Annotated in this window: 13 protein-coding genes; 2 read left to right on the top strand and 11 right to left on the bottom strand. The window is 38.8% G+C overall.

Annotated elements, in window-relative coordinates; translation table 11 throughout:
- Positions 1-140 precede the first annotated feature (140 nt).
- From LV716_RS13270 to LV716_RS13315, 10 genes are all read right to left on the bottom strand, one after another.
- Entirely contained in the window at positions 141-1,703 is a 1,563-nt protein-coding gene (locus LV716_RS13270) for an amidohydrolase family protein (protein WP_163418275.1), read from the bottom strand.
- A 9-nt stretch (positions 1,704-1,712) separates the two neighbouring features.
- Positions 1,713-4,229, bottom strand: a complete 2,517-nt coding sequence (locus LV716_RS13275; protein ID WP_163418276.1) for a M14 family metallopeptidase — start codon at positions 4,227-4,229, stop codon at positions 1,713-1,715.
- A gap of 42 nt (positions 4,230-4,271) precedes the next feature.
- Positions 4,272-5,489, bottom strand: coding sequence for a sensor histidine kinase (locus tag LV716_RS13280; RefSeq protein WP_163418277.1), 1,218 nt, complete (start codon positions 5,487-5,489; stop codon positions 4,272-4,274).
- Positions 5,490-5,654: 165 nt separating this feature from the next.
- Positions 5,655-9,017: a preprotein translocase subunit SecA gene (gene secA, locus LV716_RS13285; RefSeq protein ID WP_163418278.1), complete on the bottom strand. Its 3,363-nt coding sequence runs from the start codon at positions 9,015-9,017 to the stop codon at positions 5,655-5,657.
- 132 nt (positions 9,018-9,149) lie between these two features.
- The gene (locus LV716_RS13290; RefSeq protein WP_013551418.1) at positions 9,150-9,374 is read right to left on the bottom strand and encodes a DUF2795 domain-containing protein; all 225 of its coding nucleotides are present in this window, start codon (positions 9,372-9,374) and stop codon (positions 9,150-9,152) included.
- A 125-nt stretch (positions 9,375-9,499) separates the two neighbouring features.
- Positions 9,500-10,057 (bottom strand): cob(I)yrinic acid a,c-diamide adenosyltransferase, encoded by a 558-nt coding sequence (locus LV716_RS13295; protein WP_163418279.1) that lies wholly within the window; start codon positions 10,055-10,057, stop codon positions 9,500-9,502.
- 127 nt (positions 10,058-10,184) lie between these two features.
- Positions 10,185-10,325, bottom strand: coding sequence for a hypothetical protein (locus tag LV716_RS13300; RefSeq protein WP_163418280.1), 141 nt, complete (start codon positions 10,323-10,325; stop codon positions 10,185-10,187).
- 33 nt (positions 10,326-10,358) lie between these two features.
- Positions 10,359-10,859, bottom strand: a complete 501-nt coding sequence (locus LV716_RS13305; RefSeq protein ID WP_163418281.1) for a hypothetical protein — start codon at positions 10,857-10,859, stop codon at positions 10,359-10,361.
- A 2-nt stretch (positions 10,860-10,861) separates the two neighbouring features.
- A complete protein-coding gene (locus LV716_RS13310; protein WP_163418282.1) occupies positions 10,862-12,739 on the bottom strand; it encodes an ABC-F family ATP-binding cassette domain-containing protein in 1,878 nt (625 codons plus the stop codon).
- Between the two features lie 22 nt (positions 12,740-12,761).
- Positions 12,762-13,931 (bottom strand): DUF4105 domain-containing protein, encoded by a 1,170-nt coding sequence (locus LV716_RS13315; protein WP_163418283.1) that lies wholly within the window; start codon positions 13,929-13,931, stop codon positions 12,762-12,764.
- Between the two features lie 195 nt (positions 13,932-14,126).
- Between LV716_RS13315 and LV716_RS13320 the strand changes: the two genes are divergently transcribed.
- Both LV716_RS13320 and LV716_RS13325 read left to right on the top strand, forming a co-directional pair.
- Positions 14,127-14,849, top strand: coding sequence for a phosphatidylcholine/phosphatidylserine synthase (locus LV716_RS13320; protein ID WP_163418284.1), 723 nt, complete (start codon positions 14,127-14,129; stop codon positions 14,847-14,849).
- Between the two features lie 72 nt (positions 14,850-14,921).
- On the top strand, positions 14,922-15,728 hold the full coding sequence (locus LV716_RS13325; RefSeq protein ID WP_163418285.1) for a DUF4198 domain-containing protein: 807 nt from the start codon (positions 14,922-14,924) through the stop codon (positions 15,726-15,728).
- Between the two features lie 4 nt (positions 15,729-15,732).
- Here the strand turns inward: LV716_RS13325 and lptB are convergent, their stop codons facing one another.
- Entirely contained in the window at positions 15,733-16,473 is a 741-nt protein-coding gene (gene lptB / locus LV716_RS13330) for an LPS export ABC transporter ATP-binding protein (protein ID WP_163418286.1), read from the bottom strand.
- Between the last annotated feature and the right edge of the window lie 34 nt (positions 16,474-16,507).

Here is a 16,507-nt window from a genome sequence, read left to right on the forward strand (position 1 = left end):
CATAAAAATAAAATAAGATTTTTCTTATAATACAGTTAATCGAAAAAAAAAGCATCATACCGATTAGGAAAGTTGGCAATAAATCTGATAAATTATTTTTGCGCAACTTAAACCCCAATAAATATCATAGCCTATGTACGCTATTTTAATCCTGGCTGCTTTATTTTGTAGTTTAATTTTTGTTTCTGCAGCCGTACTTTTGACTTTACGTCTCGTAAAAGTGCCTTCGCATCGTAAATAATCCCGTCTTTTATAGTATAGGTTACCCCGCCTACCCGAACAACTTCATTGTCCTCGGTCAATTTTATTGCACCTGTACCGTACAATACTTTTAAGTTTTTTAAAGGGTTTTCATCAATGATTACAAAATCGGCAAGCTTACCGACCTCTACCGTTCCAATTTTATCGGACATACCTAAGGCTTCAGCACCATTTAGAGTAGCAGACCTAATGATTTCCAAAGGATGGAATCCTGCTTCACGAAGCAATTCCAATTCCCTAACGTAGGCAAATCCATATAGCTGAAAAATAAAGCCTGAGTCCGAACCAGTGGTAACCCGACCACCTCGATTTTTATATTCATTTACAAAAGTCATCCATAATTGATAGTTGTTGCGCCATGCCACTTCTTGTTCCGTACCCCACTCATGCCAATAGGAACCATGGGATATTTTGCTGGGTTGGTAAAACCTCCAGAGCAATGGCATTGTATATTCTTCATGCCATTCTGCACGCCTTGCACGATGTAAATCCCTACTGGCCTCATAAATGTTGAAGGTAGGGTCTATCGTAAAGTCGAGTTCAATGAGCTCGTCCATTACGTTGTTCCAATGCTCGGAATAGGGTTTGGCAGCTTGTTCCCAAAGCTTTCCGGCTTCCTCAAAGCGATGTTGTTCGTTCTGATAGTTATAGTCCAAAGGATAATCCTGTACGGTTCTATCTTCAAATAATGCTTCTGGAAGTCCATACCAATGCTCCATACTTGTAAGACCCGCCCTTGCAGAATTCAGCACATTCCAACGCGCAACATCCATTTGAGCATGGTGGCAGGCAGAGCGCAGCCCCAGTTTTTTATTTTCTTCCAAAGCGGCTGTCATGATTTCTGGAGGTGCGCCAAAGAACTTAACACCATCCGCACCTTTTTTTGCGTTTTCACGCACCCATTCCCTAGCCATTTCTGGGGTACTAATCGGCATATCACGACCTTGACCAAAACCAGTGTATGCAAATACCCTTGGTGCAATGATTTCATTTTTTTCACTTTTTCGCTTTAAATCCAAGGTCCAATCGATACCTCTCCCACTTGGCTCTCTAACCGTAGTAATGCCATGGCCCATCCAAAGCTTGAAAACATAATCGTAATCGGCACCTTGTGAAACACCTCCTATGTGTCCATGCATATCTACAAACCCGGGTAAAAGGTACATTCCATGACAATCAAGCTCTTTTCCACCAGCTTTTAGTTTTGGCCTTTTGGAAGCATCGATTTCAACACCTGGATATCCAACCACTTGTATGTCCACAATTTTATTGTTTTCCACAACAATATCAATCGGGCCTCTTGGTGGAGCACCATTTCCATTGATAAGGGTGACGCCCCTTATAATGAGCTGGGAAAATGGTCCTTCGCTCATTTCTTCCTGTGCGTGGACCATCACCAATTGAAACTGAAATAAAAGTGAAAGCAGTAGTAGCTTTTTCATAGTATAATTTTATTCTGGAATTCTAATTTTATCCCCTAAAAAAATCGCATTTAAAAAGAGTCTATTGGTTCCGTACCAAGATCCCCTAAAATTGGGGTTGTCCGCAAATAGTACGACCCTACCATTTCCCAGCTTGCTTACTACAAGCGAGGCTGATGGCTTTAGGTTTTCTTCCATATTCTTTTTGGTTATAAAACCATCGATATGAGGGTCTTTGGCATATTTTGCTACGGTAGCATATGCATTTTTACTTGGCGCCAACCAAATGGAATTGTTTTTGTAAACTGGAATTGCGTCATCAGTATACCCAAAGGCCAAAGGATGGGTAATATCCAAATCAACTTTAAAAATAGCACCTCCAACACTTTCTTTACCAAGATTTTCTGGCGCATCAACGTATGGTTTACGCTCTACAATACTTGTTGAGTCCTTTTCTTCTGATTTGGTTAATTTTTCCGATACTATTTTCTTGTCGATAGCCCATTTGGTGGCGCTACCAATGGTAATCAATGTATTGCCCTTACTTACCCAAGCTTTTATTTTGTCCTGTTGCTTTTTTGTGAAATCGTACCTTCCAGAAACCATTACTAGCGTAGTGTACTTATCAAAGTCAGTTCTTGCAAAGTTTCGCATCGGGATTTTGGTTATGGGCATGTGTACCCTAGTATCCAGCAAATGCCAGACTTCACCAGCTTCATAGGAACGGACCCCATCACCGATGATCATTGCAGCTTTGGGAGCTTTTAACGGTGATATCCATCGGCTTCCCAAATCGATACCTTCTGCGCTGTATCCCGAATTGACCGCATAAATGGGAACACGATATTTTTTTTGTACCTCTTGTACCAATTCAAATATTTGATCTGTATCTTTTTTCTGAAGGCTCACTGGGATTACAAGCGCACCGTAACCAAAGTTTTTATTTCCCTCTGTTGTTTTAGCCGTAAAAGGTTTGGACGAAGCTGAAATAACCAATCCTTTTTCCTGGAGATGGTTCAGTGCAGCAACTGCGTTATAATCATCATAATCGATGATATAGGCGTATGCCGTTTTTTGGACCGGAGTTGTTCTGGCCAAGTTATCCAAAGAAGTCACTTTTTCCCCTAAGTTCAAAGAGGTTGTAGGCTTGTACTTCATATTGTAGAAGTTGGCCACGGACCAAGCCGAAGCATCATAATAAACGCTATCTCGATACTTTTCATAGGTCTCGAACATCGTCTGTACCATTCTGTATTGTGGTTGTTTTGTGGGTACAACAAAATCATCACCAGATTTGTATACATCGATTTTATGCAATAAAAGCTTGTCTACAAATGCTTTTACGCGATTTGCATCACTGCCATCTTTAAATGTATACCCTTTAATTCTATTTTTTGAAGCATTATTCAGTGCACTTTTAAAGAATTTTTGCTGGTACTCTCGTAAATATGCTTTGTTCTCCACAGCTGCCTTAACCGTTGCAATGCTCGAAACATATTGATTGCGTATGGTGAACGGAAACGTAATTTCGCCAAAAGCAGTAGTCTGTTTATGGCCTCTGGAACTTGCTTGCTCAAACAACAAAGCTAAACCACCTTGTAGGTCGGGATACGAGGAACCATACCCAGGATAGGTACCATCAAAAACTTCTTTGGTAAAGTAGAATGAACCAATACTATCCAAAGATTTAGCAAAATAATCCCCAAATAGATTGTTTAAATCTTCATAGTTTTCTTTGGGCATAATAGGATTCAGAGAAGCATTATCCTTCATGGGTTCAAAGAAATAAGTGCTTTGGGTTCCCATTTCGTGAAAATCTGTTACTACGTTGGGATACCATTGATGGTACCATTTTAGTTTTCCTCGACTTTCTGGATGAATGCCCAAAAGCCAATCCCGATTTAAATCAAACCAATAATGATTAGTTCTGCCCCTAGGCCAATATTCATTATGTTCCGCATCTTGTGGGTCTGCAACCAAAGGATTGCCTTGATACATGTTTGCCCATTGCGTGTGTCGGTCCCTACCGTCCGGATTTATTGTTGGGTCGATGAACATGACGCCATTTTTTAAATAATTCAGTATTTCTGGATTGTTGGAAGCTACCAGGGTATAGGCAGTAAGCAAAGCTGCTTCACCACCTGAAGGCTCATTACCGTGAACATTGTACCCTAGATTTATGAAAACAGGTACCTCATCATAGTTTGAAGGATTTTGTGAAGGATCTGTAAACTTAAGATGCTGTGATTTTAACCCATCTATATTTTTTAGATTTTCCGGAGTGGTTACGGTAAGCATAATCAATTTTCTTCCTTCATGGGTTTTTCCATATTCGTAAAGACTGGCCCGGTCCGAAACTTCAGAGAGCTTGGTAAAGTAACTTACAATAAGATCATGCCTTGTATGTCTTTCACCAATACCATGGCCCAAGAATTCTTCAGGAGATGGTATGTCTGGATTAAAAGGATGAAATTTTTTGTAGAAATAGTCTTGTGCTGAAATGGAACTACTTATAAAAAGTACGCCAAGGAGTAATTTTTTCAACATGTATACGAAGATTGGTTAATCTTCTAAAGATAGGAAAAGGTTTTAATCGACAGAATTGAATTCTTCAATTATTTCTTCAAATTCAATTCGATAGTAGGTGCCTTTTCTGGACATGTCTCTTGCAATGGTTCCGCGCAATTGTCTCGTAAGATTGTAAATTAGTTTTAACCCAAGTGATTTTGAGTTTTTAGGATCAAAATTATCCGCATAGCCTTTCCCATTATCACCAAGATATAATTCGTATCTATTATTGGGCAAGTTTTTAAGCGAAATAGTGATTTCTCCTCCTTCGCCTTCAGAAATACCGTATTTGAGCGCGTTCGTAATGGTTTCATTGATAATCAATCCCAATGGAATCACAGTATCAATACTCAATTTGTTGTCATGGATGTCAAGATTCATTTTGATTTCATTGGTGTTGCCTTTAACGGAACGTACCAGATATTCACACAATTCTTTGACATAGGGACTTAATTCAATTTTGGATAAATAGTCATCCCGTTTGTACAGCATTTCATGAACCATGGCCATGGATACGACCCTATTCTGACTACTTTTGATGATACTACTGATTTTATCATCGGCAATAGCTCTTGATTGTAAGCTCAACAAACTGGAAACGGTCTGCAGATTGTTCTTGACCCGATGATGCACTTCTTTTAATAAGGTTTCTTTTTCATCTATACGCTCTAGAATCTCTTTACGGGATTTATATAATTTGTGATGGGCTTTCAATAGATTTTTACCAAAAACACCACCTAATAAATACACGGCAAAAATCAAACTTGTAAAGGCAAACCAACTTTCAGATTCGGGAGGAACGACATTTGCCAAAATTCGGAAATCCCCTAAATCATATAGAAACAGCATAACGAGGACGACCAAATTGATGATCAAATAAAAGTGTCCGTAAATCTGTGTAGTCACGTATCCGGCAAACACGATAATCGCTAAAACAAAAATGAAGGGGCTCTGAATCCCTCCACTGCACAATGTTACCACAATAGCCCCGACCAAGGACAACATGGAAGTTATGTTGTAGGTAAGAAGGATGGTTTTGTGCTTTTTATATAATAAGGTGTTTATTATGTTTAAGGATGCGTAGATCAAACAGGTAAGCGGAATGATTTCTTTTATGTCTATAAAGAAATAACATATAGCACCAAACACAACTGCGAAAAGAGAAGAACTATAATTAACCTTTAGTACCAAATCAATCTTGTCTTGTAAACGATATTTATCCTTGACAGGAATTTTCATATGCTACGTTTGGTTATTCAGCTATTTACTCTAAACGGGGTCTGAAGGAGGTAAATTTTGCTTTTTATGGGGCTTTTCTCCTGTAAATCTAAACATGTTTTTCATATAAACAAAAATGACAGCCAATTTCGACTGTCATTCTATCTTTATACATGTGCGTTCGGATTAATCTTCGGTCAATACCCATTCACCTTTATCCAGTAGTGGTTCAGCCTGTTTGAATTTGACTGTTTTACTCTCTCCGGACATTACATTTTTTATGGTAACCCTTTCATTTCTGCCTATTTTAGGCTTGTCTCTCACGATGGTTTCGGTTACTTGAGGTCTTCCGCCTTGCGTTTGTCCCGCAGCTCTATTTTGTGCTGCCATTTCATCGCTATTTGGAATTTCTTCTTTGGAAGTCTGTAATTTTTCCTTGGGCCTTCTAACGTTTCTTGCTTCTTGAATTTGATTTGTACTCTCCGTTGGCAGTTCTCCCTTGAACAAGAACGAAATTACTTCTTTGTTCACTTTATCGATCATTCCCTTAAAAAGTTCAAAAGCTTCAAACTTATAGATTAGAAGGGGGTCTTTTTGCTCATGTACCGCCAATTGTACGGATTGTTTCAATTCATCCATTTTACGCAAATGCGTCTTCCAGGAATCATCGATAATGGCAAGAGAAATATTTTTCTCAAAATCCGTGATCAACTGCTTGCCATCACTGGTATAGGCTCCTTCAAGATCAGTAACCACATTCAACGTCTTAATACCATCCGTGAATGGAACTACGATGCGCTCAAATTTATTGGTTTGGTCCTCATAGACCTTTTTAATGACCTGAAATGCCACAGTAGCACTTCGCTCCATTTTTTGCTGATAGAAGTCGTAAGCAGCCTTGTAAACCACATTGGCGATATCCTGAAAACTCATTTTCTTAAATTCATCTTCGGTCACTGGTGAAGTGATGGAAAAGTATTTAATAAGTTCGAATTCGAAGTTTTTATAATCTTCCGCTGCTTTGTTCGTATCCGCAATGACCTCGCAGGTGTCATAGATCATATTGGCAATGTCTACTTTCAGGCGTTCACCTTGTAACGCATGTCTACGTCTTTTGTAAACAACCTCTCGTTGGGCGTTCATAACATCATCGTACTCCAAAAGGCGTTTACGTATACCAAAGTTGTTCTCTTCGACTTTCTTTTGCGCACGTTCTATAGATTTGGTCATCATGGAATGCTGAATGACTTCGCCTTCTTCCAAGCCCATTCTATCCATCATTTTAGCCACTCTATCAGAACCGAACAAACGCATTAGGTTATCTTCCAAGGAAACATAGAATTGTGAGCTTCCAGGGTCTCCTTGACGTCCTGAACGACCACGAAGCTGTCTGTCCACACGTCTGGAATCATGACGTTCCGTACCTACAATAGCCAATCCGCCAGCAGCTTTCACTTCTGCTGATAGTTTAATGTCCGTACCACGACCCGCCATGTTTGTGGCAATAGTAACAATACCTGCATTACCTGCTTCGGCAACGATATCCGCTTCCTTTTTATGCAGCTTTGCGTTCAATACGTTATGTGGAACCTTCCTAACACTCAATAGTTTGGAAAGTAATTCCGATATTTCTACGGATGTTGTACCTATAAGCACAGGCCTTCCCGATTTGGACAATTGTGTCACTTCGTCTATAATTGCGTTGTATTTTTCGCGCTTTGTCTTATAGATAAGGTCTTGTCTGTCGTCACGTGCAATTGGTCTGTTTGTGGGGATTTCCATGACATCCAGCTTATAGATTTCCCAGAATTCCCCTGCTTCTGTTACTGCCGTACCAGTCATACCGGACAGTTTATTGTACATTCTAAAGTAATTTTGAAGCGTTACGGTAGCAAAGGTTTGGGTCATTGCCTCAATCTTTACATTCTCCTTTGCTTCAATAGCTTGATGGAGTCCATCCGAATACCGTCGCCCGTCCATAATACGTCCCGTCTGCTCATCAACGATCATTACCTTATTATCCATGACCACGTATTCCACATCTTTCTCAAACAATGTGTAAGCCTTTAAAAGTTGGCTCATGGTATGGATACGCTCACTCTTGACCGCAAATTCCTTGAAAAGTGCTTCTTTGAGCTCTGCTTCTTTTTCAATTTCCAAATTTTGGGCTTCAATCTTAGCGATTTCCCCACCAATATCGGGCATTACAAAAAAGTCCTTGTTTTCATCTCCAGAAAGATAATCGACCCCTTTGTCTGTAAGTTCGATTTGATTGTTCTTTTCTTCGATTGTGAACAACAGGTCGGCATCTACCTTTGGCATCTCCCTATTATTGTCCTGCATGTAGAAGTTTTCAGTTTTTTGTAGCAACTGTTTTACGCCTTCTTCACTCAAAAATTTTATTAATGCCTTGTTTTTTGGCAACCCTCGATAAACGCGAAGCAACAAAAATCCACCTTCTTTGGTATCACCCTCTTTTATCAATTTTTTAGCTTCGGCCAAAACCCCTGTTAAATGCTGACGTTGTTTTTGAACTATATCGGAAACATTTGGTTTTAACTCATTGAACTCATGACGGTCTCCTTCGGGAACAGGCCCTGAAATGATCAGGGGTGTACGGGCATCATCGACCAACACGGAATCCACCTCATCCACAATGGAATAGTGGTGTGGACGTTGTACCAAGTCTCCGGGGGTATGTGCCATATTATCCCTTAGATAATCAAAACCAAATTCGTTATTGGTTCCGTATGTGATATCGGCATTGTATGCTCCCCTTCTGCCATCTGAATTGGGCTGGTGCTTGTCTATACATTCAACGGAAAGTCCGTGAAACTCAAATATCGGAGCCATCCAAGCGCTATCCCTTTTTGCCAGATAATCGTTTACGGTGACCAAATGTGCACCTTTTCCCGAGAGTGCATTTAGATAGAGTGGGAGTGTGGCAACTAATGTTTTCCCTTCCCCGGTTTGCATTTCTGCAATTTTTCCTTGGTGAAGTGCGATACCACCTATGAGCTGGACGTCATAGTGCACCATATCCCAGGTCACCTCTTTTCCTGCTGCGTCCCATGAGTTTTTCCAAATTGCTTTGTCGGCATCCAGCGTAACATAGTCTTTAGAACCAGATAGGCTTCTATCGAATTCCGTAGCGGTAACGGTAATGGTCTCGTTGGAAGCAAAACGTTTTGCAGTTTCTTTTACCACGGCGAACGCTTCGGGAAGAATGGTATTCAGTGTATTTTCAGATATTTTATAGGCTTCTTCGTTAAGTTTATCAATTTCTGAGTAAATCTCTTCGTTGCGGTCAATATCTGTTGAATTGAGTACTTCTTCTTGTAAGGATGCTATTTTATCGGTGATTTCCTTGGAATCCTCTTGTATTTTGGATTTAAAAGAAACTGTTTTTTCTCTCAGTTCATCGTGTGTCAATCCTTCAAGTTGTTGTTCAAAAGATCGTATCTCTTTTACTAAAGGTTGAAGGGATTTTACATCCTTCTCGGATTTATCCCCAACAAAAACCTTAAGTACGGAATTAATAAAGCTCATGAATTATTTTTCTTTTGGGTCGCAAAAGCTGTTCCATTGTTCAGCTTAGGGCAAAAGCTTTTGCAAGGCTGTCAAAATTACATAAAAAAAAGCCTCATAAGAGACTTTTTGGTTTTGTTTGTTCGTGTCAAATTAATACTCATCCTCATTCCAGAGGTAATCTTCCTCGGTGGGATAATCGGGCCAAATTTCCTCGATGGACTCGTAAATTTCACCACCTTCCTCTTCCATTGATTGTAGGTTTTCTACAACTTCCAACGGCGCTCCGGTACGGATGGCATAATCTATTAATTCGTCTTTGGTGGCTGGCCAAGGCGCATCACTTAAATATGAAGCTAGTTCTAATGTCCAGTACATAGTAACGGTTTGATTTTAAATTTTTTGCAAAAATAATTTTTAAACTCAATTAGTCAAGTAAAATCGACTTTATTTAAAAAAATATTTTCAATATGTTAATCTGTAACGCAGAAAAGTGAAATTTATTAGTCCAATTTCTCAGGAATCCATTTTACTTCGTCCGCTTGTAACTCATTTGACAACTTTCGTGCCAATACAAACAGATAGTCAGAGAGACGATTTACATACATTAAAACACCTTCTGGTACAGGTTCATTTTCATGTAGATAGGATATCATGCGTTCGGCCCTACGACAAACCGTTCTGGCAACATGACAGTGTGACACGGTCGTGTGTCCACCTGGTAAAATAAAATGGGTCATTTCTGGAAGCTCTTCGTTCATTCTATCCATTTCACGTTCCAATAGCTCAATATCATCAGCCTTAATTCTAGGAATCTTCAAACGATTTTCTTTATTGGGCTCGGTGGCCAAGATAGCTCCGACCGTAAAAAGTTTATTCTGGGTCAAGGCAAGAATCTCCTTTGCTTTTACATTTATTTCTTGATCTCTTAACAAACCCAGGTATGAGTTTAGCTCGTCTATGGTGCCATAACTTTCTATTCGGATATGATGCTTAGGTACCCGCTTCCCTGTAAAAAGTGCTGTAGTGGCTTTATCGCCTGTCTTAGTGTATATTTTCATGATTTTTTATCGTCAGTAGTCAGTAGTCAGTAGTCAGTAGTCAGTAGTCAGTAGTCAGTAGTTGGTAGTTGGTAGTTGGTAATTGGTGCAGTGGCTATTGCTTTTGTAATTGTACACTCTTAACTCTTCAATGAGAATCTTTGTGCTTACGCTTGCCATCCATAAACTTTCTTGATTTTCTATCTCTTGCGTTTCTTTTGTTCTTAAACAGAATAATGAGATAAATGATGGCCAAAACCCCTAAAACGTAATAAATAGTATCGTCCATTTGAGAAATGATTTGATATTTAAAATTACTTCTTTAAATCCGGATAGTGAAATGTTCCTTTTCTTGTTCTTTTCGTATGAACAAGGCTCCTACATGGAACATATCTATACTCACAGTGATATTGGGTAAAGTGATAAGTTTTTCCCAGCATTGTTTCTTTTGGGGATTTTTATGAATGGAATTGATAAGTATCAGGCTGTTGTTGTGGAGTTTTCCTTGAACCAGCATTTCTTTTAATTTCTCCTGACTTAATTTTTCCGTGTACAGGATGTCTACTGATTTTGTATTCGATCTTGATTTTGGATACAATTTTTGAACCTGTCCTGATACATCATGCATGTCGGAAATAGCTATTTTTTCAAATTCAAAATAACCAATACTTTTTAGAAGCACATTTTGCGACTTTTTATTGGATAGCTTTTTAGAGGCATATAAACATTTGGTCACATAATTGAATACAAACGGGGAATGAACACCATGCTGATTGGTAGAGTTCAATAGGAACTTTATGTATGAGACGATTCTGAACCACATTTTTATCCCTCTAAAATTGCCGAAAGCTCAAACCAACGTTCTGTTTTTTCTTCTATCGTATCTGAAATTTCTTTTAGCTCAATGGAGAGTTTTGCTATTTCATCGCCATTCAAATCAGGTTCAGTAAATTTATTCTGTACCAGTGCCTTTTGCTCCTCTAATTTTTGGATTTCTTTTTCTAACCTGCTGTGTTCTTTTTGTTCTGAATACGATAGTTTTTGGGTAGTGTCTTTCTCTTTCCAATGGGTCTTTTCAATTTTTTCCCGACCATTGTTCTTGGAATCACGTTCCGCTTGGACCTTACTACTTTCATAGGCTCTATAGTCCGAGTAGTTCCCTGGAAAATCCTCAATGATGCCTTCTCCCTTAAAAATGAACAAGTGATCCACTATTTTATCCATAAAATAGCGGTCGTGAGATACTACCATTAGGCATCCTGGAAAATCCAACAGAAAGCTTTCCAGAACGTTCAAAGTAACAATATCCAGATCGTTCGTGGGTTCGTCCAAAATAAGAAAATTGGGATTTTGAATCAGCACTGTGCACAAATAGAGTCGTTTACGTTCCCCGCCACTAAGTTTTTCCACAAAATCGTACTGTTTCTTTCTATCAAACAGGAAACGCTCCAATAGTTGTTGCGCAGAGATTTGTCTGCCTTTTTTCAGGGGAATAAAATCTCCAAACTCTCGGATTACATCGATTACTTTTTGCCCTTCTTTTACAGAAATTCCTTTTTGGGTATAATAGCCAAACTTTAAGGTGTCGCCAACAACAACTTTACCTCCGTCCACTTCCTCTTTTTGGGTAATGATGTTTAAAAAAGTAGATTTCCCTGTTCCGTTTTGACCAATTATTCCAACACGTTCCCCTTTGGTAAAATTGTAATCGAATTTTTCCAAAATCACTTTGTCGCCAAACGATTTGGAAATATTGTGAAGTTCCAAAATCTTACTTCCCAAGCGTTCCATGTTCAGTTCTAACTGTACTTGGTACTCGACCCTTCTTTGATGGGCCTTCTGTTTTATTTCTTTAAAATCGTCAATTCTAGACTTGGATTTGGTCGTTCTAGCCTTGGGCTGCCTGCGCATCCAATCCAACTCTTTTTTAAAAAGCAATTTGGATTTGTGCTGTTCTACGGCTTCACGTTCCATACGTGCCTCTTTTTCGCGCAAGTAATACGAATAATTTCCTTTGTAACTATACAATTGATTATTGTCCAGTTCAATGATTTCATTACATACGCGCTCTAAAAAATAGCGATCGTGCGTTACCATAAAAAGTGTGATGTTCTCCTTGGTAAAATACGCTTCGAGCCATTCTATCATTTCTAAATCCAAATGGTTTGTAGGCTCGTCTAGAATGAGTAAATCTGGTTTGTTTAAAAGTACATTGGCCAAGGCCAAGCGTTTTTTTTGCCCTCCAGAAAGCTTGCTTACTTTTAAATTGAGCTGATTTAGGTGAAGTTTGAACAGAATCTGTTTATACTGTGTTTCAAAATCCCAAGCATTGAGTCTTTCCATGGCCTCGAACGCTTTTTGATACCGCTCCGCATCGTCTGGATTCTGAACGGCACTTTCGTAATTGGCTATAACTTTTAAAATTTCATTGTCCGTCGCAAAAATGGTTTCTTCAACGGTTAGGTTAGGATTTAAGTTGGGTTCCTGTTCCAAAAAAGCGATTTTGGTTCCTTTCCTAGAGGTGATTTGCCCTGTTTCTGAACTGTCCTTGCCCGAAATAATGTTTAATATGGATGTCTTTCCGCTGCCGTTTTTAGCGATTAGGGCAATTTTCTGGTCTTTATTTATTCCGAAGGAGATATCGGAAAAAAGAACCAGTTCCCCATAAGATTTGGATATGTTCTCTACCGTTAGCAGATTCATGTGATGATTTTAGGGTGACAAGTTACAGCTTTGAAAATTTAAGGAGATAGCCATACCGTAAGGCCAAGGTCAAAAGTATGGGAATCAGAACTGGTGAAAATAATTGAACTCTTACAATCCATAGAATCACTAATATTCCAAATAATGCTAGAGCGGACCATAGATATTTTGGCAGCCACTTTGGCAATGTACTTTTTCCTGTAAAAATAAAAGCAACTATTAAATTGAATGGAAGTGCCCATAACACATTAAAATTATTTGGAGTAGAGGTGTGGTCTGTGGCAAACCAGAGTAAAAGCATAAAACTTCCTATAAGTCCAGTGACCAAGAACAGTGAAAAATCCAACCACAGACTGCGTGTTTTGTGCTTGTTATCCAGATAGGTCACAACCACAGTAAATAATAATAATAGTGTAAACCAAAATATTGGGGATGCAGGAAAAAATCCATTTCGGGTGCGCTCTTCATAGTCCAGAACACTACGTTCCCGTTTCAATAATGGTTTTCCATCTTTTGTGGTATTCCGTATTTGTTCCATGGCGTAGTAGGGCAGAAACATATGCTCTTGTATGGTTGCTTTGCGATCGACTACGGAGCCAAAGGCCAGATCAATCCCAAACATATCCCAAGAATTTAGATTTAGATGTTGGCGCACCAATTCCCTGAACGTATATTTTTTCTCTAAATGTGAATCTTTGAAAACGATGGCATCACCGTACTGCTGTACTAAAATATCCCCTGTAATACTGGAACAGTTGTTTAATAAAGGATCGTATAAATAGTCTCTGTTTTCAGGTAAAAAATTATTTTCAAAAAAAACAAGCAGTTTTCTACGTTCTTCAAGTGTTAAGTCTAAAATTTGTTCTTTGACCCACCTTTTTTCGAGTTCGTATTCATAAAGAAAAGTATCAAAGGTTCTTCTGGAAAGCGAATAGACCAATTTTCCTTTTACAAAATTTAGATAAAAATTGGGCCTGTCAAAGTCGAAAGTACCGTAGTTGTACACCACGTCGATTCCCAGGCCCGGGTCTTGTACCCGGAACGCACTATGGCCAAATGCGTAGTAAAGTTCGTCGCCAGAGGCACATGTAAGTAGACTTATCGTGGATTTTTCAGTAAGGGCAGGAACTTGCGAAAGCAAATTTTTTCCTACCAAAAACAGTACCAACAAAAAGAAAATCCTTTGTGTCATTCTTAAATTTATCAGCACAAATATCAGAATAATTACTACATGGTAGAATTTGAAAATTCAACACTTTGTTTTTTAGCTTATTTTTACTTGATAATCGAGATTTAAATGCTTCGATGCTTGCGTTGAAGTCTATGTTGAATTTCCTTTTAATGCCTTGCGGACTTGCCCCGAGGTCGTTTACAAAAATCTGACCGTATGAAACAATACATTCCCAATTTTATCACCTTGCTCAATCTTTTTAGTGGTTGTGTTGCTGCGGTGTATGCCGTTCTCAACCATCTAGAGTTGGCGGCGCTCTTTGTTTCTCTTGGGATTCTTTTTGATTTTTTTGATGGTTTGGCCGCTAGGGTTTTAAATGTACAGAGCGAAGTTGGAATTCAGTTGGATTCTTTGGCGGATATGGTCACAAGCGGATTAGTTCCTGGAATCGTAATGTTTCAGTTATTGCAAATGTCAGAGACTGGTGGATGGAATTTAGGGTTTATGGGCCATGAAACTGATATGACAGCACTTCCTTTCGTCGGGTTTATTATTACGCTGGGTTCGGCATATCGCTTGGCAAAATTCAACATAGATGAAAATCAGGTTTCTTCTTTCATTGGCCTGCCAACTCCAGCAAATGCCCTTTTAATTCTATCCTTGCCCTTGATTTTGCTCTATCACAATAATAATGTACTCAATACTATTATTTTAAACGAGTGGTTTTTGATAGGCCTCACTTGTTTGAGTACTTTTCTGCTTAATTCCAAGATTGAACTCTTTGCATTAAAGTTTAAGAACTGGAGTTTTAAGGATAATGCCGTTCGGTACCTTTTTTTGATAGGTAGTTTGGTTTTATTGTTTACGTTACGGTTTTTGGCAATACCCATTATTATTTTCCTATACATTGCCACTTCATTTTTGTCAAAGAAAGATTAACAGATTTTGTTTTAAGAAGAAAACCCTCATAGTTATTTTTGCGTATGTAGTGGAAATACAAAATATACCAGTATGAAAAGAGGAATTTTTACATTCATTTTAGCGACGATTTTAATAGTTTTTTCTTCCCATGAGCTGTTTTTAAAAACAGATGCTTACTTTTTGAACTCGGGACAAGCAAGTGAACTATATCTTTTCAACGGAACATTTGATAAAAGTGAAAATACCATTACAAGGGATAGAATTTCCGATGCAAGAATTATAGGCCCTGATTACGAAACGAAGGTGAGCGAAGAAGACTATTATGATAAGGACAATATCACGTATCTCAAGTTTACTTCTGGTGGTGAAGGTACCTATGCCGCTGGGATATCAACTTTGCCCAGAATGATAGAATTGGATGCTGATAAATTTAATGAATACCTTGATCATGAAGGTTTGGAAGATGTAATCGAACAACGAAAAAAAGAGGGCTCTTTTAACTCGGGAGCAAAGGAGAAGTATTCCAAACATGTAAAGATGCTTTTTCAGGTAGGTGAGGAAAGAACAACACATTTTAATACTGTTTATGGTTTTCCGATAGAATTTGTTCCACTTGAGAATCCCTATGAAGCGAAAGTGGGAGAAAGTGTATCATTCAAACTTTTGAGTGGAGGAGTGCCATTGACCAATCATACAGTGCATTATAGCACCTCAGTACCCGAAAAGGATGCTCATGAAAATGAAAATTCCACTAGAACGGATAACAACGGAATCGTGAAAATGACACCTACAGAAGCGGGGAAGTGGTACGTAGCAACAATCCATATGGTTAAAAGTGATGAAAAGGATGTAGACTATGAGTCTAATTGGGCGACGTTGACCTTTGCCGTGAAGTAACCGCTTAAAAATCCAACTTCTTTTTACGTAGCTCAAAGTTTTGGCCAAGGTAAACTTTACGTACCATTTCATCTTTTGCCAAATCTTCTGGAACCCCAGCCTTTAAGATACCTCCTTCGAACATTAAATAAGAACGTTCGGTTATGGCCAAGGTTTCTTGTACATTATGGTCGGTAATCAAAATACCTATGTTTTTATTTTTTAACTGTGCTACAATACGTTGAATATCTTCAACAGCTACGGGGTCCACACCTGCAAAAGGTTCATCCAAGAGTATGAACTTTGGGTCGGTGGCAAGTGCTCGGGCAATTTCTGTACGTCTTCGCTCACCACCAGACAACAAATCACCTCTATTTTTACGAATATGCCCTAGGCCAAACTCATCGATTAGGGATTCCATTTTCATGTGCTGTTCCTTCTTGCTCAACTTGGTAAGTTGCAGCACACTAAGAATATTTTTTTCTATACTCAACTTACGAAAAACAGAAGCTTCTTGGGCCAGGTACCCAATACCGTTTTGGGCTCTTTTGTACATGGGGAAATTAGTAATCTCCATGTCATCCAAATAAATATTACCACCATTGGGCTTAATGAGTCCAACGATCATATAGAAGGAAGTGGTTTTGCCAGCACCGTTAGGTCCTAATAGACCAACAATTTCACCTTGGTTTACCTCAAGGGAAATTCCTTTTACCACTTTTCGGCCACGGTAGGCCTTCATTATATTATCAGCTCTTAATTTCATACGAACTTGCCAAAACTAAACATATTCTTTTTCT

This window comes from Flagellimonas sp. HMM57, from assembly GCF_021390175.1.
Lineage (GTDB): Bacteria > Bacteroidota > Bacteroidia > Flavobacteriales > Flavobacteriaceae > Flagellimonas.